The sequence below is a fragment of the Burkholderia sp. Ap-955 genome (assembly GCF_011753045.1).
Lineage (GTDB): Bacteria > Pseudomonadota > Gammaproteobacteria > Burkholderiales > Burkholderiaceae > Burkholderia > Burkholderia lata_D.
This window is the reverse complement of sequence record NZ_VWWH01000003.1, coordinates 52,866-73,232: the sequence shown is the minus strand read 5'-3', so window position 1 is coordinate 73,232 and position 20,367 is coordinate 52,866. Positions and strand designations below refer to the sequence as shown.

23 protein-coding genes are annotated in these 20,367 nt (G+C 66.1%); 11 read left to right on the top strand and 12 right to left on the bottom strand.

What is annotated here, in order from left to right:
• The first annotated feature begins 83 nt into the window (after window positions 1–83).
• The 4 genes from F3J15_RS02580 to F3J15_RS02565 all read left to right on the top strand — a co-directional run bounded on the left by F3J15_RS02580 (window position 84) and on the right by F3J15_RS02565 (window position 4,240).
• Window positions 84–2,012 carry a TonB-dependent receptor gene (locus tag F3J15_RS02580; RefSeq protein WP_166887372.1) on the top strand — a complete coding sequence of 643 codons (1,929 nt, stop codon included), beginning with the start codon at window positions 84–86 and terminating at the stop codon, window positions 2,010–2,012.
• Window positions 2,013–2,249: 237 nt separating this feature from the next.
• Window positions 2,250–2,819, top strand: coding sequence for a YdeI/OmpD-associated family protein (locus tag F3J15_RS02575; protein WP_166887369.1), 570 nt, complete (start codon window positions 2,250–2,252; stop codon window positions 2,817–2,819).
• Between the two features lie 114 nt (window positions 2,820–2,933).
• Window positions 2,934–3,779, top strand: a complete 846-nt coding sequence (locus tag F3J15_RS02570; protein ID WP_166887366.1) for a GNAT family N-acetyltransferase — start codon at window positions 2,934–2,936, stop codon at window positions 3,777–3,779.
• A 35-nt stretch (window positions 3,780–3,814) separates the two neighbouring features.
• Entirely contained in the window at window positions 3,815–4,240 is a 426-nt protein-coding gene (locus tag F3J15_RS02565; RefSeq protein ID WP_166887363.1) for a DUF6331 family protein, read from the top strand.
• Here F3J15_RS02565 and F3J15_RS02560 read toward each other — a convergent pair.
• Window positions 4,237–4,869 carry a LysE family transporter gene (locus tag F3J15_RS02560; RefSeq protein WP_166887360.1) on the bottom strand — a complete coding sequence of 211 codons (633 nt, stop codon included), beginning with the start codon at window positions 4,867–4,869 and terminating at the stop codon, window positions 4,237–4,239. The two genes, F3J15_RS02565 and F3J15_RS02560, sit on opposite strands and share 4 nt — an antisense overlap.
• A 116-nt stretch (window positions 4,870–4,985) precedes the next feature.
• Here F3J15_RS02560 and F3J15_RS02555 point away from each other — a divergent pair, with 116 nt between their 5' ends.
• The gene (locus F3J15_RS02555; protein WP_069251667.1) at window positions 4,986–5,447 is read left to right on the top strand and encodes an Lrp/AsnC family transcriptional regulator; all 462 of its coding nucleotides are present in this window, start codon (window positions 4,986–4,988) and stop codon (window positions 5,445–5,447) included.
• A 122-nt stretch (window positions 5,448–5,569) separates the two neighbouring features.
• On the opposite strand, the gene F3J15_RS02550 is transcribed toward F3J15_RS02555, so the two are convergent.
• Window positions 5,570–6,676, bottom strand: a complete 1,107-nt coding sequence (locus tag F3J15_RS02550; RefSeq protein WP_166887357.1) for a collagen-like triple helix repeat-containing protein — start codon at window positions 6,674–6,676, stop codon at window positions 5,570–5,572.
• A gap of 353 nt (window positions 6,677–7,029) precedes the next feature.
• Here F3J15_RS02550 and F3J15_RS02545 point away from each other — a divergent pair, with 353 nt between their 5' ends.
• Complete coding sequence (locus F3J15_RS02545) at window positions 7,030–7,494, top strand: cupin domain-containing protein (protein ID WP_166887354.1); 465 nt, start codon at window positions 7,030–7,032, stop codon at window positions 7,492–7,494.
• 85 nt (window positions 7,495–7,579) lie between these two features.
• Here the strand turns inward: F3J15_RS02545 and F3J15_RS02540 are convergent, their stop codons facing one another.
• The 10 genes from F3J15_RS02540 to F3J15_RS02495 all read right to left on the bottom strand — a co-directional run bounded on the left by F3J15_RS02540 (window position 7,580) and on the right by F3J15_RS02495 (window position 14,495).
• The gene (locus tag F3J15_RS02540) at window positions 7,580–7,927 is read right to left on the bottom strand and encodes a copper-binding protein (RefSeq protein WP_166887351.1); all 348 of its coding nucleotides are present in this window, start codon (window positions 7,925–7,927) and stop codon (window positions 7,580–7,582) included.
• A gap of 52 nt (window positions 7,928–7,979) precedes the next feature.
• Window positions 7,980–8,771, bottom strand: coding sequence for a DUF2182 domain-containing protein (locus F3J15_RS02535; protein ID WP_166887348.1), 792 nt, complete (start codon window positions 8,769–8,771; stop codon window positions 7,980–7,982).
• The gene (locus tag F3J15_RS02530; RefSeq protein ID WP_166887685.1) at window positions 8,768–9,412 is read right to left on the bottom strand and encodes a DUF1326 domain-containing protein; all 645 of its coding nucleotides are present in this window, start codon (window positions 9,410–9,412) and stop codon (window positions 8,768–8,770) included. The genes F3J15_RS02535 and F3J15_RS02530 overlap by 4 nt, the downstream gene beginning before the upstream one ends.
• 190 nt (window positions 9,413–9,602) lie before the next feature.
• The gene (locus tag F3J15_RS02525) at window positions 9,603–9,902 is read right to left on the bottom strand and encodes a hypothetical protein (RefSeq protein WP_069251671.1); all 300 of its coding nucleotides are present in this window, start codon (window positions 9,900–9,902) and stop codon (window positions 9,603–9,605) included.
• 277 nt (window positions 9,903–10,179) lie between these two features.
• Entirely contained in the window at window positions 10,180–10,428 is a 249-nt protein-coding gene (locus F3J15_RS02520) for a hypothetical protein (protein ID WP_069251672.1), read from the bottom strand.
• Window positions 10,429–10,523: 95 nt separating this feature from the next.
• Complete coding sequence (locus F3J15_RS02515) at window positions 10,524–11,051, bottom strand: transferase hexapeptide repeat family protein (protein ID WP_069251673.1); 528 nt, start codon at window positions 11,049–11,051, stop codon at window positions 10,524–10,526.
• Between the two features lie 3 nt (window positions 11,052–11,054).
• Window positions 11,055–11,999: an FAD-binding protein gene (locus tag F3J15_RS02510; protein WP_166887345.1), complete on the bottom strand. Its 945-nt coding sequence runs from the start codon at window positions 11,997–11,999 to the stop codon at window positions 11,055–11,057.
• Between the two features lie 16 nt (window positions 12,000–12,015).
• Window positions 12,016–12,765, bottom strand: a complete 750-nt coding sequence (locus F3J15_RS02505) for an electron transfer flavoprotein subunit beta/FixA family protein (RefSeq protein ID WP_166887342.1) — start codon at window positions 12,763–12,765, stop codon at window positions 12,016–12,018.
• Window positions 12,766–12,803: 38 nt separating this feature from the next.
• Window positions 12,804–13,592, bottom strand: a complete 789-nt coding sequence (locus F3J15_RS02500; RefSeq protein WP_166887339.1) for an SDR family NAD(P)-dependent oxidoreductase — start codon at window positions 13,590–13,592, stop codon at window positions 12,804–12,806.
• Between the two features lie 66 nt (window positions 13,593–13,658).
• Window positions 13,659–14,495, bottom strand: coding sequence for an alpha/beta hydrolase (locus tag F3J15_RS02495; RefSeq protein ID WP_166887336.1), 837 nt, complete (start codon window positions 14,493–14,495; stop codon window positions 13,659–13,661).
• A gap of 137 nt (window positions 14,496–14,632) precedes the next feature.
• On the opposite strand from F3J15_RS02495, the gene F3J15_RS02490 reads away from it, so the two are divergent.
• From F3J15_RS02490 to F3J15_RS02470, 5 genes are all read left to right on the top strand, one after another.
• Window positions 14,633–15,412, top strand: coding sequence for an SDR family oxidoreductase (locus F3J15_RS02490; RefSeq protein ID WP_166887332.1), 780 nt, complete (start codon window positions 14,633–14,635; stop codon window positions 15,410–15,412).
• Between the two features lie 157 nt (window positions 15,413–15,569).
• Window positions 15,570–17,135 carry a DUF1302 family protein gene (locus F3J15_RS02485; protein WP_089496850.1) on the top strand — a complete coding sequence of 522 codons (1,566 nt, stop codon included), beginning with the start codon at window positions 15,570–15,572 and terminating at the stop codon, window positions 17,133–17,135.
• 40 nt (window positions 17,136–17,175) lie between these two features.
• A complete protein-coding gene (locus tag F3J15_RS02480; RefSeq protein ID WP_089485695.1) occupies window positions 17,176–18,558 on the top strand; it encodes a DUF1329 domain-containing protein in 1,383 nt (460 codons plus the stop codon).
• A gap of 109 nt (window positions 18,559–18,667) precedes the next feature.
• On the top strand, window positions 18,668–19,450 hold the full coding sequence (gene dmpE / locus F3J15_RS02475; protein ID WP_166887329.1) for a 2-oxopent-4-enoate hydratase: 783 nt from the start codon (window positions 18,668–18,670) through the stop codon (window positions 19,448–19,450).
• Between the two features lie 13 nt (window positions 19,451–19,463).
• Window positions 19,464–20,363 (top strand): acetaldehyde dehydrogenase (acetylating), encoded by a 900-nt coding sequence (locus F3J15_RS02470; protein ID WP_166887326.1) that lies wholly within the window; start codon window positions 19,464–19,466, stop codon window positions 20,361–20,363.
• Window positions 20,364–20,367 lie beyond the last annotated feature (4 nt).

The following is a 20,367-nucleotide window of genomic DNA, read 5'->3' as shown; positions in this document are numbered from 1 at the left end:
CCCGCTCACCGATAACAAAACCGGCGCTGCCCGCCGCCCGCCCACGATCGACGCATGCGCAGCCCGACCACAACGACAGCCTCATGAAGATTCGACACCTCCTTGCCACGTCCGCCGCGACCGCGCTTCTCTCGCCGCTCGCCCACGCTGCCGGCGACACCGCGGTTGGGCAACCGGCCCCGGCCACCGAAGGCGCCGACCTGCCGACGATCAACGTGACCGACACACGCCGGCTGCCCGAGTCGTTCGACCAGCGCTATGCGACGACCCAGGTGCTCACGCGCACCGATCTCGACCGGCTGTCGCCGAGCGACCCGAGCATCACGCAGGCGCTCGCGACGCTGCCCGGCGTGACCGTCTCGCAGAACGGCGGCCCCGGTTCGTCCGCATCGGTCAGCATCCGCGGCTCGTCGGCCAGCCAGGTCGCCGTGTTCATCGACGGCATCCGGATCGGCTCGCCGACCACCGGCATCGCGCCGTGGGCGGACTTGCCGACCGAAGCGTTCGAACGTGTCGAAGTGATCTCGGGGCCGGCCGCCGCGTCGTTCGGCGCCAATGCGATGGGCGGCGTCGTGCAACTCTTCACGCGCCGCGCGGCCAACCAGCCGAACCAGACCACCGTGTCGTTCGGCGGCGGCTCGAACAAGACGTTCGACACGCAGCTGCGCACGTCGGGCACGGTGCCGTCGACCGGGCCGCTCGCCGCGCTCGGCGGGCTCACCTACTCGCTCGGCCTGCACTCGTACAACACGGCCGGCATCGACGCGACGCGGCCGTTCGCGTACGGGCATGAGGCGGGCCGCAACCCGTACCACGCGCAGGATCTCGACGCGCGCCTCGGCTACGCGCGCGACAACTGGTCGATCTCGACGTTCGCGCTGTATCACCGGTCCGATCTGTCCTACGACAACCGCGGCTTTGCGAACCGCCAGCTCGATCATCAGCTGACGACCGGTATCGCGTTCCACCTCGATATCACGCCGGACACGCAGTTCGACCAGTCGTTCGGTTATGCGAACGATCGCGGGTTCATCTACGCGAGCGATCCGACCATCCCGACCGACCAGATCAATTCGCAGCGCATCAGTACGTCGACGTCGCTGACGCATCAGGAGCGCGGATTTCATCTGTTCGGGCTGCCGCTGTCGGGCGAAACCAAGCTCGCATACGACTTCACGCGCGAGCAGGCCTTCCTGCCGGTCGACATTCCGAACGGCGTGCCGACGCGCAACGATTCCGCGTTCTCGCTGCACCAGTCGGCAACGCTCGGCAGCGTGACGATGTTCCTCGCGGGGCGTCATGAAATCATCGCCGGGCAATCCGTGAATACGGGTAACGCGGCGCTGTCGTGGGCGATCACGCCGGTGTACACGGCGCGTGTGTCGTACGGCAATGCGTTCAAGCTACCGTCGTTCAACGACCTGTACTACCCCGGCTACGGCAATCCGAACCTCAGCCCGGAACGCAGCACGTCGGTCGAGGCTGCGGTCGATGCGAACACGTCGTACGGTACGTTCACGGCCGCGATCTACGATACGCGCGTCAGCAACCTGATCGCGTACAACCCGGCGACGTTCTCGCCGATGAACATCGGCCGCGCGCATATTCGTGGCATCGACCTGTCGTACAAGGGGACGATCGGCCGCTCGACGCCGGTGAGCCTCGCGGTCGGGATCCTGAATCCGCAGGACGAAACCAACGACTCGTGGCTCAACCGCCGGCCGCGCCAGACGGTCAGCCTCAACATCGATCACACGTGGGATGAACTGCACCTGCATGCGTTGAGCACGGGGGCGTCGCTGCTTTATGGCGGCACGACGTTCGACGATCCGGCGAATTCGACCTATCTGCCTTCGTATCTGACGGTGGGCCTGCGCGCGTCGTACCGGATCAATTCACACCTGACGGTGTCGGCGACGGTGTCGAATCTGTTCGACCGGCAGTACATGACTGCGTATGGGTACAACACGCTTGGGCGGACGGCGTTCGGGAAGGTGAGTTATACGTTCTGATGGGGCTGGGGAGGCTTTGGCCGGATAGGTGGCGAGGCCTCCCATTTGAAATGGCGTCTCCGATGTCTGCGCCACCGGATGCTTGAAACGGGTGATGCCGCCCCAAAACCGGGCGACCGACTGACGGCAACCGAGCGGCCAGTCTTTCGTCGCACCGCGCACGTTGCTGTCCGTATCAACACTGTTAGACTGCGGACGCCCTCTCCGCACATGTAGTCAACCATTCAGGACAGTGACATGACCGAATGCGCGCTAACCTTTACCAGTCAGGCCGAATGGGAAAACTGGTTAGAGCAAAACGGCACCACTTCGGCCGGAGCATGGCTGCGTCTGGCGAAAAAAGGCACCGGCCAGCGCACCGTCACCTACGAACAGGCGCTGGAAAGCGCCCTCTGCCATGGCTGGATCGATGGTCAAAAGCGCACCGAGAGCGAGCAATACTGGTTGCAACGCTTCACCCCGCGCTCCGCAAAAAGCATCTGGTCCAAACTCAACACAGACAGGGCTGAAGCGCTGATCGCCGCAGGCAGAATGCGCCCGCCGGGGTTGTGCGAAATCGAGAAAGCCAGAAAGGACGGCCGCTGGCAGGCTGCCTATACGTCGGCCAGCAACTCGATCGTGCCGGACGACCTGCAGGCGGCTTTGGACGCCAATCCGGAAGCCCGCAAGTTTTTCGCAACACTGAACAGCCGTAACCGATATGCCATCTTGTTTCGGATACAAAATGCCAAAAAGCCGGAAACACGGGCGCGCAAAATCCGGGAATTCATCGACATGCTGAATCGCGGCGAAACCATCCATCCATAGATTTTTCGCTTACGGGAGTGGTGCCAAACGGGACATATCGTCTGTCAGGGCTGCTTCGGCTCGGCAGCCGGTATTGCAACGCGCAATCGCGAACGCGGCGACTGGGGGTGAACCATGGACCAAAGCGGTGACTTTATCGTGCGCACCATGTCGGCCGACGAAGTAGCGATGTCGGTCGAATGGGCCGCTGCAGAGGGCTGGAACCCCGGTCTGCATGATCCTCATTGTTTCAGGAAAGCGGACCCCGCCGGGTTCTTCGTCGGCGTCTGGCGCGGCGAGCCGGTCGCGTGCATTTCCGCTGTCGCCTATGACGAACGCTTCGGCTTCATCGGCCTCTACATCGTGAAACCCGGGTTCCGCGGCCAAGGCTTCGGCATCCGAACCTGGCAGCATGGCATGCGTTACCTCGGAGACCGCAACATCGGGCTCGATGGTGTGGTGGCCCAGCAGGCGAACTACAGGAAGTCCGGATTCGCGCTCGCATACCGCAACATCCGCTATCAGGGGCGCGTGGACGGCATCGGATGCGCGCACGTAGTGGCAGCGGCCGACGTGCCCTTCGAGCAGTTGCTTGCCTACGATCGCCAGTGCTTTCCCGTGGCACGCGAGCGTTTCGTGTCCGCCTGGATCGCGCAGCCGGATGCCGTTGCGCTCGCGACGATCGACGCCGGCCGAGTCGCCGGCTACGGTGTCATGCGCCGTTGCAGGACGGGCTGCAAGATCGGCCCGCTTTTCGCCGACGACCCAGGCGTCGCCACCGGGCTATTTCGCGCGCTGGCGGCGCGCATGCCCGGCGAGGTCATCGTGCTCGACGTGCCGGAAACGAACCCCGCGGCCGTCGCGCTGGCGGAACGGCACGGCATGACGAGCGTGTTCGAAACCGCACGGATGTACACGAAAGAAGCACCGGCGATTGCGATCGACCGCGTGTTCGGGGTGACGTCGTTCGAGCTGGGGTGATCGTCATAAAAACTGAACCTCTCGAGCATCAACCCATGAACGGCAAACCACACAAGGACGACATCAGCATCGGCCCGGATCGCTGGATCGAATTCGGCGATCTGATGGGCAAGCAGGCGCAGGCGGTTCCGATCGATCCCTGTCTCGCAGGGATCATGCCGTTGATCGATGCACTGGAGACCGATTGCGTCGCCGAATGCTGCGGCATCCACGCGTTCGTTTTCTGGCCGGACGAGATCGCGAGCGCGGTGGGCACGCGCGATCGCACAGCGCTGGCGCAACTCGCCGACGATCTGCTGACGGTGCAGCGTTCGATCGACGCGTTGCCGGCCGATCTCGTCGTCAGCACACGAATGAACCAGTATTTCCGGAAAGCGGCCATGCTCGAGTTGCTCGCGCATATCGGGACGACGGTCGACGCCATCCGGTCGCAACGCGATGCGCACGACGCCTCGACCTAAATGACCCCGCGCACGCCCGCGACGACCTGAATCACGCCGAATACCGCAATCACCGCCGCCGACACGCGCGACAGCCCATGCATGAACGCGAACGACATCTTCGTGCGCAATGCGGCGGTCGTACCGCTCAGGCACAGCCACCACGTCGCGGAACCGATAAACACACCGGTAACCATCAGCGCCACGGCCGGCCACATCGCCCCTTCCCGCGCGCCCGACAGCGGGCCCAGCGCCGCGAAAATCCCGACGAACGACAGGATCGTCATCGGGTTCGACAGCGTCAGGCCGAACGTCGTCACAAAATCGCGCAGGACGGTCGTGCGCGGCAGGTCGCGCTGCGCCGTCGACGCGGCCGGCGCCTGACGCGCGATGGTCCATGCCAGCCACACGAGGAACGCGCCGCCGCCGATTTTCAACCCGACGGTCAGCATCGGGAATGCCGTGACGACACCCGCGATGCCAAGCGCACCGAGCAGGCCATAGATCGCGTCGGCGCACGCGGCGCCGACTCCCGTCGCGAATCCCGCCTGAAAGCCGCGGCTCAGGCTGCGCTGAATGCACAGCATGCCGATCGGGCCGACGGGCACCGCAATCGACAGCCCCATCACGACGGACTTGATGAACAGCATCGCCTGCTCCTTGCAACATGCAACGGGTGGAACAGGCATCGTAGGGAAAGTCCCGTCATCGCTGAATGCGGTTTTTAAGGAAAAATGGCCACTTCACCTAAAAAAATACCGCCGCGATGGACGATCTGGACTGGAAGGTAGTGACGCTGTTGCAGGCCAACGGCCGCATCAGCTACACGGAGCTGGCGCGCCAGGTGCACCTGTCGGTGCCGGCGGTGACGGAACGCGTGAAGCGGCTTGAAGCGGCCGGCGTCATCGAGGGCTACACGGCCCGGATCAATCCTGCCGCGGCCGGCTATCCGGTCAGCGCGCTGATCGGCATCACGGTGCCGCAACCGGCAAAAGCCAAATTTCTCCGGTTGCTGGAGACCATTCCCGAAGTCGTCGAATGCCATCACGTGACGGGCGCGGACTCGTACATGATGCGGCTCGCCGCAATCAGCATGACCCATCTCGAACAACTGATCGAACGCATCAACCTGTACGGCGAAACACGCACGTCGATCGTGATGTCGACGCCGCTGCCCGCACGCGGGCTGGCGCGGCCGCCGTCGCAGCGCGACGTCGTTCGCGATTGACGCATCGAGAGGCCCCGTCCGATCCGCTTCCCGCAGGGGATCATCAAGCAACGTTGTTCGGCGGTAGCCGGAGGTCGACTTTCGGTCGGCCGGTTACCGCCGTGACGATCCGAGTCGATCGACTACTTGCCGGCCAAGCCACCCAGGCCGCCGAGGAGACCGCCCGCCAGGCCCGTAACAGGCGCAAGCGGGTTGGAGAGACCGCCCAACGGTGAGCCGCCGCCCGTGCCGGTTGCCGAACCGTTGTGGACGGTCGCCGGAATGCCGCCGACCACGCTCGTCACCAGGCCCGCGACCGGCACCGCACCGTTCGCCCCGCTCGGGTTCACGAGGCCGCCCGCATTGGTCACGGTATCGCCGACCGCACGAACGAGTTCGCCGACACCGCTGACCAGCGGCTGGGGCGACGTGGACGTCACCTTCCATCCCGCCGACGTGATCGCGCCGCCGATCTGCCCGAGCAGGCCCGCGACGGGCTGTCCGAGGCCGGTCGCCGTGCCGACCTGTTGCGTGACCTGGCCGACGGTCGTGACGAGCGGTGTGATCGCCGTGCTGATCGCCTGCGTCGTATGCTGGACCGGGCCCGACGAAAGCGCCGAGCCGAGCATCGTGCCGCCCGTCTTGAGGCCACCGGCGACGGTATCGAACAGGCCGCCGGCCGGCGTCGTGAGCGGTGCCAGCGGCGACAACGGGCCGGTGCCGAGCGCCTTCACCGTTTCGCCGAGGCCAGTGACCGGATTGCTGGTCGAGTCAACGATGGAACCCAGCCCGGCGACCGTCGTGCCGACGGGATTCGCCGTAAAACCGGTCTGGCCGATGCCGTTGCTTATGGCGTTCGTCGCGTCGCGGATGATCGTGCCCGCGCCCGTGACCGTGTCGCCGAGGCCGGTCGCCGCGCCCTTGCCCACTCCCGGCGGATTCATGCTGCCGATCGTGGTGCCCGCGTCGATGACGACCGCGCCGACGGAGTTGATGATGCCGTACGTGCCGGGGGTACCGCTCGTGCCGCTGGTTCCGCTCGTGCCACTGGTTCCACTCGTGCCACTGGTTCCACTTGTGCCACTGGTTCCGCTCGTACCGCTGGTCCCACCCGTGCCACTCGTACTCGTTCCGATGGTATTACCACCCGGCTTCGGCGCCGTAACATCGCTGCCGCCACACGCCGCCAGCGCACACGCCGCGGCAATGGCGGCGAGCGCAGCGTTCGCCTTGATGAAATGATTTTGCATGGAAGCCCCGTTCGCTTTTTTTCAGCTCGATCATCCCGACAAGCACCTATCGTGCCATTGCGATCGGCATCCACGACGACTTCACGCCCACGCCGGACTGCCGTGTCCCGACGGCCGTCCGGGGCCCAACGCCTGGCGTCCTGGCTCGCCTTCATCATCGGGGATCGAGCCTTGCGTTCCGGGTAACGCATGCGTAACGCAGCCCCAGCGTTACGTAGCATCCCGAGGTGAAAGCCGCGGCCGAGCCCCTGTCGCCAGCACTCCAGCGCGCGCAACGATGCGCTTGCCGACACCCGCCCCATCGTTCACACTCGCCGCACCACCGGCACCCCGATACCCGGACAGGACAGACGATGAACACCCCGCGCGAAGTGCTGAAAGCCGCCGACATCGCGGCGATGGAACCGGAACACTCCGTCCATCCGTTGAACGGCAATGCCGTCCGCCTGAAGCGGTCGCTTGGCGACGCAACCGGGCTGACACAACTCGGCTTCCATCTGATGACCTTGATGCCCGGACACGAATCCACCGAATACCACCGGCATCTCTACGCGGAAGAGTGTGTCTATATCCTTTCGGGAACCGGCGAAGCAGTCGTCGATGGCCACACCTATGCGATCGGCCCGGGCGACTTCATGGGATTTCCGCGCGGCGGCACTGCGCACACGATGCTGAATACCGGCGATCTGCCGCTGGTCTATCTCGTGGCGGGCGACCGTCCGGAACACGACGTGTGCGACTATCCGAAGCTCGGCAAGCGGCTGTACAAGGCGGGCGCCAACAAGGTCTTCGTGGATCTCGGCACGGCTCCTGCTTGATGCACGCATCGCTCGATGCAAGCCCGGCCAAAGCCGGACATCACCCGGCAGGCGGCGATCCCCAGCCCCCGCGCCACCTTGCCCGTCACGGCCGCTTCACGAGCTTCACGATCGTGAGCTCACCCTTGACGTTTTCCACCCGAACCCTGACTTTGTCGCCAACATGCAGCGGCCGGATCATGGCTGCGTCGGCAACCTTGAACGCCATCGTCATCGGCGGCATCCCGACATTGTCGAGTGCGCCGTGCTTCAAGGCCACCCGTCCGCGACCGGCGTCGATCTCCTTGACCTCGGCATCGGTCAGCGCCGATTCCGGCGCCGACATCTTCGCGCCCCCCATGTTCATGTCGGACATGTCACCGCCCGCGACCACCGGCATCGCAACGACAATCATCGCCAACCATGCGGCGGCGGCCTGAAAGCAGGTTGTCATCGACACGCTCCCGTCGGGCCGGACACGCTGTCGCGACAGGCGCGGGCGCCCGTCACACGATCAGCGTCACCCCGGCCCACGCAATCAGTACAACGCCCAGCGCACGCCCGATACGTTCGCCGCCGGGCAGGATCTTTTCCGCAAACACGAACAACGACAGCGCCGCGATCCACACGACATTCATCACGCCGCCGACGAACAGCAGCGCCATCAGCAACCAGCAGCAGCCGACGCAATAGAAGCCGTGCCGCACACCCAGCAGGAAACTGCCGGCGACGCCCGGTCGCCAGTGCGCGACCAGGAACCCGGCCGGCGCCCGGCATTGCCGCAGGCACGCGCGTTTCAGCGGCGAGAACTGATAGAGCCCGGCCAGCGCCAGCACGATCGCGGAAAGGACGGCGCTCTTCGACCACAGCATCATCGCGGAGATCAGCCCGGCCGGCTGCAGCATCGCCTGAAGCAACGCCGCGCCGATCGAGAAGGCGAGCCACGCGGCCAGGTAACCGGCCAGCAGCGATACCGACGTGAACGCGGAACCCGCCCCGTCCGCACCGCGCTGCCGCAGCACACGCCGGTACAGCATCACGAGCGGCGCCGCGCTGGGCGTCATCATCGCGATCATCATCACCCACCACATCACGATCACGGTCGGCAGCGATGGATCCATGTTGCCCATGACGTTCGCCAGGCGATGCGGAAAGAGCGCGACGGTGGTCATCTCCAGCGCCGACATGCCGGTGCCCGCCCCGGTCCACAGATAGAACCAGCACAGGCCGACGAGCGCCGCCATGCCGAGCAGCGTGATGACGCGCTCGCGCCCGAGCCAGTGGCCGACAGGAATCATGCCGCGACGCGGTGCCGGACCAACCCGTGGTTGTTCAGGTGCAGCCGCGCGAACTGCGCATAGGTGCCGTCGAGCGTCAGCGGAATGTGGCCTTGCGAGCGCGACGTGCCGGAACCGATCTCGGCCAGTTCGTATTCGAAGCCGTGCGGGAGGTCGATCCGCGCGCGATGTTCGGCACCCGTCACCGGATTGCGGATGGGATTGCCCTCGACATCGAACACGCCGTCGACGTGAATCCGGCCACGCCGCGCGTCGACATCGACGTCGAAATCGATCTTCGTGAAGATCGGATCGAACGCCTGCTCGAGCGTCGACGCGAATACCGAGAACATCGTCGCAAACGGATCGGTATCCTGACCGGTCATGATCTTCAGCACCGCGTCGCGCTGCGCCGGGCTGGCGCGCTCGTCGACGATCGGCTGGCATCGGCCCCTGCCCTCGTGGATCGCCCCCGGCCACTCGAACACGACCGCGATCCTGACGCCGTCGAGCACCACGTCGCCGTAGTGGCCGCTGTCGATCGAAATCGCGCCCATCGCCGCGCAATGACCATGGGTCGGCAGCGCATTGAACTGGCACGGACAACCGTATGAGCAATTGCAATTGATCAATTCGGTGCCCTGAATCTCCCACGGCGTCATGGCTCCACCTCGCGCTCGGCTACACAGGAATGTTTCGAATCTAGTGCACGGCACAGGGGAAATCAAAGCCGCGATGGCGGCGCGAATCGGCGCGTGAAAACCGTCCGTCAAGCGCTCGTGGAAGACGTTTCGACACGCTCGTGCAAGACCGCACCGGCAGACGTCGGCGCATGCGAATGCCGCACATATCTCACACGACCAGCGACGCGACGATCGCGCACCACAACGCACTCGCGCCGCACAGAAACACGCGCCGCGCGACGAACATCCGCGATTCGTCGTCGGGGGCTTTCATCGGCGACGTGGCGAGAAACGGCACGCTGACGAGGCACGCGAACCCGGCCAGCGCCGGCAGGATCACGACGTAGTCGCCGAACCGCCACGGCAGCGGCTCGTGCCAGCCCCAGTAGCCGAGAAACAGCATGCCCATCGAAAACATCGTCGCGGCGGCCGAACTGAGCGCGACCACCGATCCCGTCGGAAATTGCATGGGAGCCTCCCCTCGCGCGGCGTGCGCGACGCCGGATCATTATCCGGGCACGGCAGGAAAGCGCACAACGACGGCCGATGGCGGCGGATGGAAGGCAAGGCTCGAACCGGCGTCCGGGCCGACCCGCGCGTCGACGGAGCGGAACCCGATCCTGTCGGCCGGTTGCGCCTGCGGCGCGGGGATCCGGGGGCGGCGCTGACGATTGCGGCGATGCCGCACCGATAATCGTTGTCACGGATTGACAGCGATCGGTTTCGCGTGACGGAAGCGCCAGGCTTCAACCCGGCTTCTTCGCGGCCTGCATGACGGAAATCCAGCCCACCACCGCCGCGGCGACCCAGCAGCACGCGATCATCAGGTCGAGATCCATCCAGCCTTCGAAGTTCGTGCTGTTTTCGAAACTGCAGCGCTGCTGGCCCCTGACCCACACGCAGCCATTGATGAACTGCTGGATGTGCATATAAACGCTGTAGACGGCAAATGCCGACGCAATGATTGTGAGCCGCAAACGGACGTGCTTTTTCATGTGACGCGGATGCCGGTGGGAAAGCCTGTGCCGATCTTACGGCAACGGCAACCTGCCCGGCAATCCGTCGCATCCTGGGCCGCCCGGATACCCGCTCACCCGTCGATCCGCCTGATCGTCCCCAGGCAGTCCGCCGCCAGCTGCTGATAGATCCGCGTACCGTTCGCCTTCGCGTCGATCTCCGCGTCGCTGAGCCGCCGCACGACGCGCCCCGGCACGCCCGCGAGCAACACGCCGCGCGGTACGTCGTAGCCGGCCTTCACGAACGCGCACGCGGCGACGATCGTCGTGGCGCCGATCGTCGCGCCGTCCATCACGACCGCGTTCATCCCGATCATCGTGTCGGGTTCGAGCGTCGCGCCATGCACGATCGCGCCGTGGCCGATGTGGCTGTTGACGCCGAGCCGGCACGTCTCGCCGATCCCGACGTGCAGCACGCAGCCGTCCTGCACGTTGCTGCCGTCTTCGACGACGATCGCACCGAAGTCGCCGCGCAGGCTCGCATGCGGGCCGATGTAGCAGCGCGCGCCGATCGTCACGTCGCCGATCACGACCGCGCTCGGATCGACATACGCGGACGGATCGATGCGCGGCCGCATCCCGTTGAATTCGAACAACGGCATCGGTCAGAGCGCCGCGGCCGCTTCCGGCACGAGCGTGAACAGGTCGCCGACCACACCGTAGTCGGCCACGCTGAAGATCGGCGCTTCCGGGTCCTTGTTGATCGCGACGATCACCTTCGAATCCTTCATGCCGGCCAGGTGCTGGATCGCACCCGAGATGCCGACCGCGATGTACAGCTGCGGCGCGACGATCTTGCCGGTCTGGCCGACCTGGTAGTCGTTCGGTACGTAGCCGGCGTCGACTGCGGCGCGCGATGCGCCGAGTGCGGCCTGAAGCTTGTCGGCCAGCGGCTCCAGCACCTTCGTATAGTTCTCGCCACTGCCCAAGCCGCGGCCGCCCGACACGATGATGCTTGCGCTCGTGAGTTCCGGACGGTCCAGCTTCGTCACTTCACGGCTCACGAACTGAGACTTGCCGGCGTCCGCCACCGCTTCGATCTTCTCGACCGATGCGCTGCCGCCTGCTGCTGCCACCGGATCAAACCCCGTCGCACGCACCGTGATGACCTTGATCGGATCACTCGACTGTACCGTCGCAATCGCGTTGCCCGCGTAGATCGGGCGCTCGAACGTATCGGCCGATACCACCGCCGTGATCTCGGAGATCTGTGCGACATCCAGCTTCGCGGCGATACGCGGCGCGATGTTCTTGCCGTAGGCGGTAGCCGGCGCGAGGATGTGCGAGTAGCCGTTCGCAACGTTCATCACCGTCGCTTCGACGTTCTCGGCCAGACCGTTGGCCAGTTGCGGCGCATCGGCCAGCAGCACCTTCGACACACCGGCGATCTTCGCCGCTGCGTCGGCCGCCGCCTGTGCGTCGTGTCCAGCGACGAGCACGTGAACGTCGCCGCCGCCCGCCGAATCGAGCGCCCGTGCGGCAGCCACGGCGCTCAGCGTCGCGGCCTTGATCGACGCGTTGTCGTGTTCCGCAATCACCAGAATCGTCATTTTCTTGCGTTCCCTGTCACAGCACCTTGGCTTCGGTCTTCAGCTTCGCGACGAGCGTCTGCACGTCCGGCACCTTCACGCCGGCCGCGCGCTTCGGCGGCTCGTTCACTTCGAGCACCTTCAGGCGCGGCGTCACATCCACACCGAGGTCGTCGGGCTTCACGGTTTCGAGCGGCTTCTTCTTTGCCTTCATGATGTTCGGCAGCGTCACGTAGCGCGGCTCGTTCAGGCGCAGATCCGTGGTGATGACGGCGGGCAGTTGAAGCGACAGCGTTTCCGCACCGCCGTCGACTTCACGTGCGACCATCGCACGGCCGTCGGCGACCACGACCTTCGATGCAAACGTCGCCTGCGGCAAACCCGCCAGCGCAGCGAGCATCTGGCCCGTCTGGTTCGAATCGTCGTCGATCGCCTGCTTGCCGAGGATCACCAGTTGCGGCTGCTCCCTGTCGACCAGCGCCTTCAACACCTTAGCGACGCCGAGCGGCTCGACACGGTCATGCGATTCGACGAGGATCGCGCGATCCGCGCCGATCGCGAGCGCCGTGCGCAGCGTTTCCTGCGCCTGCGCGACACCGACCGACACGGCCACCACTTCGGTCACGACGCCGGCCTCCTTCAACCGCACGGCCTCTTCCACCGCGATCTCGTCGAACGGGTTCATCGACATCTTCACGTTCGCGATGTCGACGCCCGTCCGGTCGGATTTCACGCCGACCTTCACGTTCGCGTCGACCACGCGTTTCACTGCCACGAGCGCTTTCAACTGCCTGTCTCCTGTTCCGTTGCGTGCGCCGCGCCGCGTCAGCGCGCGGTAAAGCCACCGTCGATCACGAGCTCCGCGCCTGTGACGTAGCGGCCTGCCGGCGACACGAGATACAGGATGCCGGCCGCGATGTCGCGCGGGCTGCCGATCTTCGCCATCGGCACGTTGGTCTGCATGTACTCGAAGGCGCGATCGGGGTCCTGCCCCATCTGGCGGAACGCTTCCTCGAGCATCGGTGTGCGGATGTAGCCGGGATGCACCGAGTTCGCACGGATGTTCTTCGCCGCGTACAGCATCGCATCGACCTTCGCCATCATCCGCACCGCCGCCTTCGACGCGTGATACGCGGGCACGTCGGGCCCGCCGACGATCCCGTACATCGACGACAGGTTCACGATCGAACCGCCGCCGGCCGCGTCGATATGCGGAATCGCCGCACGCGTGCACAGGAACACGCCGTTCACGTTCACGTCCTGCACGCGCTGCCACTGTGCGAGCGTGAGCTCGTGCGTCGGCACGTTGTGGCCTTCGATGCCTGCGTTGTTCACGAGCACGTCGAGGCGCCCGAAGCGCGCGACGATCTCGCCGAACACGCGCGCCACATCGGCCTCGTGCGTGACGTCGAGCGACCAGAACGCGGCCCGGCCGCCCTGCGCGCGGATTTCCTCGACCAGCGCTTCCGCCGGTTGCGACAGCACGTCGAGAATCGCGACGCTCGCGCCGGCGGCAGCCAGCGTGCGCGCGGTCTCCGCGCCGATGCCGCGCGCGCCGCCGGTGATCGCGGCCACCTTGCCGCGCAGGTCGAACAGGTCTTCGATGAGCTTCATGTCGTCTCCAGGTATTCGTTCAGACAGGCCGCCCGCATCGAGGCCGACCTTCAAGGGCATCCGGCGTTATCGCGTATTCTGCGTCGCGAGAAAATCGAGGCATTCCCGATTGAAATAGTCGGCGTGTTCCACCATCACCCAGTGGCCGCACCGGTTCATCAGCACGAAGCGCGCATCGCGGCAGCGTTCGAGGAACTTCAGCGCGCCACCAACCGGATTGAAGCGGTCGTCCGTGCCCCAGAAACCGAGCACCGGCGTACGCAGGTCGCCGAGCGCGTCGGTCAGGTTCGGCACGCTCATCGTCGACAGCACTTCGGTCGGCTGTTCGACGCACACCTTCATTCGCTCGGCGACGAGCGCGTCGGTGACGATCGCCGGGTCGTGCACGAGCAGCGTCAGCAGCTCGCGCATCGTGTCGTCATTCATCTGGCGGTTGGTGAACAGCTTCACCATCCGCTGGATGCCTTCCATCCGGAAATAGGTGTCGCGATCCTCGACGCCGCCCGGCGCCATCATGATCAGCCCGTCGACTTCGTCCGGGTAATCGAGCGCGTACTTCAGCGCGATCGCGCCGCCGAGCGAGTTGCCGAGCAGCACGGCCGGGCCGATGCCGAGCGCGTTCAGCTGCGCATGCAGCGCGCCGACGAAGAAATCGAGCGTATAGGCGACGTCGGACGGCTTCGACGACTGCCCGTAGCCGGGCAGGTCGACGACGATCGCGCGATAGCCGGCCGCCGCGAACGCGGGCACGTTGTGCTTGAAGTTGCTGAAACCGCTGGCGCCCGGGCCGCTGCCGTGGACGAACACCACGGGCCGGCCTTCGCCCGCCTCGTAGTGGTGCAGGCGCAGGCCGCCCGGCACGTCGGTGAAGATGCCGGCCGGCGGCGTCGTGGGGATCGTCATCGCGGGGTGTCTCCTTCGTCGTTCGATGGATGTCTGCCACGATGATTGCGCCGCCGGCGCCGGCCGGCATCATCCTTTCAGACTACGAAGCCGCGCGCGCTTCTTCCTATCATCGGCCCACCGAAACGGAGGCAACGATGAACGGATTCGACTACAGCGGCAAGACGGTGCTCGTGACGGGCGGCACCAAGGGCATCGGGCGGCGCATCGCCGAACGGTTTCTCGCGGCGGGGGCGCGCGTATTCGTCTGCGGACGCAGCGCGCCCGACACGCCGCCGTCGGCCGGCGGACGCACGGCGACGTTCGTCGCGGCCGACCTGCGCGACATCGAACAGGTCGACGCGATGCTCGCGACGATCCGTGCCGCGGCCGGCAGCCTCGACGTGCTCGTCAACAATGCGGGCGGCTCGCCGTTCGCGCTCGCGGCCGACGCGTCGCCGCGCTTCACCGAATCGATCGTGCGGCTGAACCTGATCGCGCCGCTGCAGCTCGCGCAGCGCGTGAACGCGATCATGCAGCCGCAGCCCGAAGGCGGCGTGATGCTGTTCATCGCGAGCGTCAGCGCGTCGCGTCCGTCGCCCGGCACGGCCGCGTATGGCGCCGCGAAAGCGGGCCTCGTCAACGCGGTCACGTCGCTCGCGGTCGAGTGGGCGCCGCGTGTGCGCGTGGGCGCGATCAGCCCGAGCCTCGTGCAGACGGAATCGGCCACCGAAGGCCACTACGGCGACGACGATGCGCTCGACGCCATTCGCGCGACGATTCCCGCCGGCCGGCTCGCGACCCCCGACGACGTCGCCGCCGCGTGCCTGTTCCTCGCATCGCCCGAAGCGTCGTACACGTCGGGCACCAACCTGCGGCTCGACGGCGGCGGCGAGCGGCCCGCGTTCCTGTCCGCCGCGCAGGCCGCCGCGCACTGATGCACGCACGGCAAATCGGTGCCGCACGAATCGTTGCCAGTCCTAGGGAAGTCATCTAGTTCATTTTGACGATTCCCTGCTACCGCGATCTCCCTACTCTGCCTCTCACGACAACACACATAGTCGACCGTCGTCGATACCCCCAAGAGGAGACACCATGCATCAACGGATTTCGCGCCGTACCGACAAGCGGGCAACCGCCACGCTGTCGACGCTGGCCGCCGCGCTGCTGGCGTGTGCCGCTCCCGGCGCACATGCAGGCAGCACGATCGAGCTGGGCGCCGACACGACGCTGGACTACACGTTCACGCTCAGTTACGGCCTCGGCATGCGCACCCGCGCACCGAGCGGCAATCTCCTCACGCCGGCGAACATCAACGGCGACGACGGCGACCGCAACTTCGCGAAGAACAAGCTGATCGAGAACCAGGTCAGCCTGCTCGGCGAAGTGAACCTGAAGCACGACGACTGGGGCGTGTTCGTGCGCGCGGACACGTTCTACGACCAGGCGTATCGCCGCCCGAACTACAACGACGCGCCGGGCACCGTGAACCAGTCGGGCCAGTACAACAACTTCACGAGCGACGCGCGCTACTGGTCGGGCGGCCACACGACGCTGCTCGCCGCGTATGCGTACAACACGTTCAAGATCGGCTCGACGAGCCTGAACGTGAAGGTCGGCGACCAGGTCGTCGCGTGGGGCGAAAGCCTGTTCTTCCCGAACATCGCCGGCGCACAGGGGCCGTCCGACGCGACCAAGTCGTACATGGCCGGCGCCGAAGTGAAGGACATCCTGCTGCCGGTGCCGCAGATCTCCACGCAGTGGCAGATCACGCCGAACTTCAGCCTGCTCGGCTACTACCAGTTCTCGTACCAGCAGAACCGGCTGACCGCGCCCGGCACGTACTGGAGCTATTCGGACGTCACGGGCCCCGGCGCGCAGTTCATCATCGGCCCGGGCGGGATGATCATTCCGCGCGGCCCCGACGACAAGCCGAGCGCGCGCAACCAGTGGGGGATCGGCGCGCGCTTTCGCGTCCTCGGCGACACCGAGCTCGGCCTGTACCACCTGCACTACAACGACATGAACCCGAGCGTCGTCACGACGTACTTCCCGACGCTCCAGTACCAGCAGAAGTATTTCAGCAACATCAAGCTGACCGGTGCCAGCTTCTCGACGCAGGTCGGCCCCGTGAACGTCGCCGGCGAAGTGTCGTACCGCCAGGGCGCCGCCGTGCTCGTCAACACGCCGACCGGCCCGCAGTCGACCCGCGCGAACGTGCTGCAGACGAACCTGTCGGGCATCTACTCGATCGGGCCGAGCTTCCTCGCAAATTCGCAGTCGCTGATCGGCGAACTCACGTACGTGCATGCCGGCAGCATCTCCGAGCTCGACGGCTCGACCACGCTCGCGAATTCGCGCAATGCGCTCGCGATGGAGATCGCGTGGACGCTCAGCTACAAGAACGTGTTCAACGGCTGGGATCTCGATGTACCGCTGACCTACACGCACGACCTGACGGGCACGTCGCCGCTCGCCGGCGCGCTCGGCTCGCTGACGGGCCAGGGCGACCACCGCGTGACGGCCGGCGTGACCTTCACGCGCCTGAGCAACCTGCAGCTGTCGCTCGTCTACGCGAAGTTCCTCGGCTCGCCGAACCCGGTCACGCGCCCGCTCGCGGATCGCGACTACGTGCTGGCCACGGCGACCTACCACTTCTGAGCGGCCCGGCCGCTCGTCATTCAGCACTATGAGGATCGACATGAAACGCATTCATCTCCCCCTCCTGCGCGCGTCGGTGATGGCCGCATGCGCGGTCGTCGCGACGGCGTCGTTCCCGAAGGTCACGCCGGACGACCTGAAGGCGCTCGACGGCCCGCTGACGCCGATGGGCGCGGTGCGCGCCGCCAGCAAGGACAGCGGCGTGCCCGAGTGGTCGGGCAAGTGGCTCGGCACGCCGCCGGACGTGCAGTACAAGCGCGGCAGCCGCTACCCCGATCCGTTCGCGAGCGAGAAGCCGGTCGCGACGATCACCGCGGAAAACATGGCGCAGTACGCCGAGCACCTGACCGACGGCCAGAAGGCGATGTTCAAGCGCTACCCGGCCACGTTCAAGATCAACGTCTACCCGAGCCATCGCGACTTCCGCTATGCGGATTCCGTCTACAAGGACATCCGTGCATACGCGCCGGATTCGACGATGACGTCCGACGCGAACGGCCTCACGAATGCGCCGCCGACGGTGCCCTATCCGATCCCGAAAACGGCTGCCGAGCTGCTGTGGAACCAGCGCTTCTCGTCGGCGATCGGCGCCGAGCAGGCGACCTACGACCAGGCGGTCGTGTACTCCGACGGCAACATCGCGTGGGGCAAGGTGCGCTACGACATCTACTCGCCGCGCAATTCCGGCAAGTTCGACGTGAAGAGCGACCTGAACAACCGCACGTACTACCGCAACGCGACGGAACTGCCGCTGTCCGACCGCGGCTCGCTGATCGTCGGCTTCACGAACTGGGACAAGGCCGGCGCGGACAACTCGTCGCGCACGTGGATGTACAACCCCGGCACGCGGCGCGTGCGCCAGGCACCCGAGTACGGCTATGACCAGCCGCAAGGCCCGGGCGGCTTCCGCACCGTCGACGACGACCGCCTGTACAACGGCCCCGGTGACCGCTACGACTGGAAGATCGTCGGCAAGCGCGAGATCTACGTGCCGTACGACAACTACAAGGCGATGGACAGCTCGGTGAAGTACGCGGACCTGCTGACCAAGGGCCACGAGAACCCGTCGTATATCCGCTATGAGCTGCATCGCGTGTGGGTGCTGCAGGCGACGCTGAAGAGCAACTACCGTCACCAGTATGCGAAGCGCGTGCTGTACATCGACGAGGATTCGTGGATGACGCTGCTCGCCGACAACTACGACGCGCGCGGCCAGCTGTGGCGCACCAACGTCGCGACGACGCTGTACGCGTATGACGCGAAGGTGTTCTACCCGGGCGTCGTGTTCTTTCACGACCTGATCTCCGGTGCGTACATGGCCGACCGTCTGACGAACGAAGGCCCGATGCCGAAGCTCGACAACAGCCCGCAGTTCAACGAGGCGTACTTCTCGCCGGACGCGATCCGCAGTTCGGGTAACTAAGCAACCCGCTGACGCGGCACGCCCGCGACCCACGCGCCGGAGCCTCACTCCGGCGCCCGGCACCGCCCGTGACGGCGGCCTGTTCCATTCGAGACTCGAGGGTCCTTTCATGTCTTCCCGCCTGCATACGACACTCGGCGACGAGCTGTACGCCGCGTGGCACGCGCGTGCGCCGGTCGCGCCGCTGTCGAGCCGCCCGCGCCACCTGTCGCTCGACGACGCCTACCGCATCCAGCAGCGCTTCATCGAACGCCGCATCGAACACGGTGAGGCCGTGGTCGGCAAGAAGATCGGCGTGACGAGCCAGGCCGTGCAGGACATGCTGAACGTGCGCCAGCCCGATTTCGGCATCCTGCTGTCCGGCATGCACTACGCGGCCGGCGAAGCGATCGCCGCCGATTCGCTGATCGCGCCGCGCGCCGAAGGCGAGATCGCGTTCATCCTCGCGCGCGACCTGCGCGGCCCCGGCATCGACCGCACCGACGTGATCGCCGCGACGGCCGCCGTCGCGCCCTGCTTCGAGATCGTCGATTCGCGCATCCGCGACTGGGCGATCCGCATCGAGGACACCGTCGCCGACAACGCGTCGTGCGGCGTGTACGTGCTCGGCGACGCGCGCGTCGATCCGCGCACGCTCGATCTCGCCGCGTGCGAGATGACGATCGACAAAAACGGCGAGCCCGTCGCGCAGGGCCGCGGCGACGCGGCGCTCGGTCACCCCGCCGACGCGGTCGCATGGCTCGCGAACACGCTCGCCGCGTACGACGTGCCGCTGCTCGCCGGCGAGATCGTGCTGTCCGGCTCGCTTGCCAAACTGATTCCGGTCACGGCCGGCGACGCGCTGTCGATGCATATCTCCGGCATCGGCAGCTGCGACGTCCGCTTTATCTAAAGGAACCATCCTGATGAAGAAAATCAAATGCGCACTGATCGGGCCCGGCAACATCGGCACCGACCTGCTCTATAAGCTGCGCCGCTCGCCGGTGCTCGAACCCGTGTGGATGGTCGGCGTCGATCCGGCGTCCGACGGCCTCGCGAGGGCGCGCGAGTTCGGCCTCAAGACCACCGACCAGGGTGTCGACGGGCTGCTGCCGCACGTGGCCGCCGACGATATCCGCATCGCGTTCGACGCGACGTCCGCCTACGTGCACCGCGACAACTCCGACAAGCTCACCGCGCTCGGCGTGAAGATGATCGACCTGACGCCCGCCGCGATCGGGCCGTACTGCGTGCCGCCGGTGAACCTCGACGCGCATCTCGACAGCGCACAGGCGAACGTGAACATGGTGACCTGCGGCGGCCAGGCGACGATCCCGATGGTATATGCGGTATCGCGCGTGCAACCGGTCGCGTACGGCGAGATCGTCGCGACCGTGTCGTCGCGCTCGGTCGGCCCCGGCACGCGCAAGAACATCGACGAATTCACGCGCACGACGTCCGGTGCGATCGAACAGGTCGGCGGCGCACGCAAGGGCAAGGCGATCATCGTGATCAACCCGGCCGAACCGCCGCTGATCATGCGCGACACGATCCACTGCCTGACCGACGGCCCGCCCGACGTCGACGCGATCACCGCGTCCGTGCATGCGATGGTCACGGAAGTGCAGCGCTACGTGCCCGGCTACACGCTGAAGAACGGCCCCGTGTTCGACGGCAATCGCGTGTCCGTCTTCATGGAAGTCGAAGGGCTCGGCGATTACCTGCCGAAGTACGCGGGCAACCTCGACATCATGACCGCCGCCGCGGCCGCCACGGCCGAGCGTTTCGCCGAACAGATGCTGGCCGCGACGGCCGCCACCGCTTGAGTTG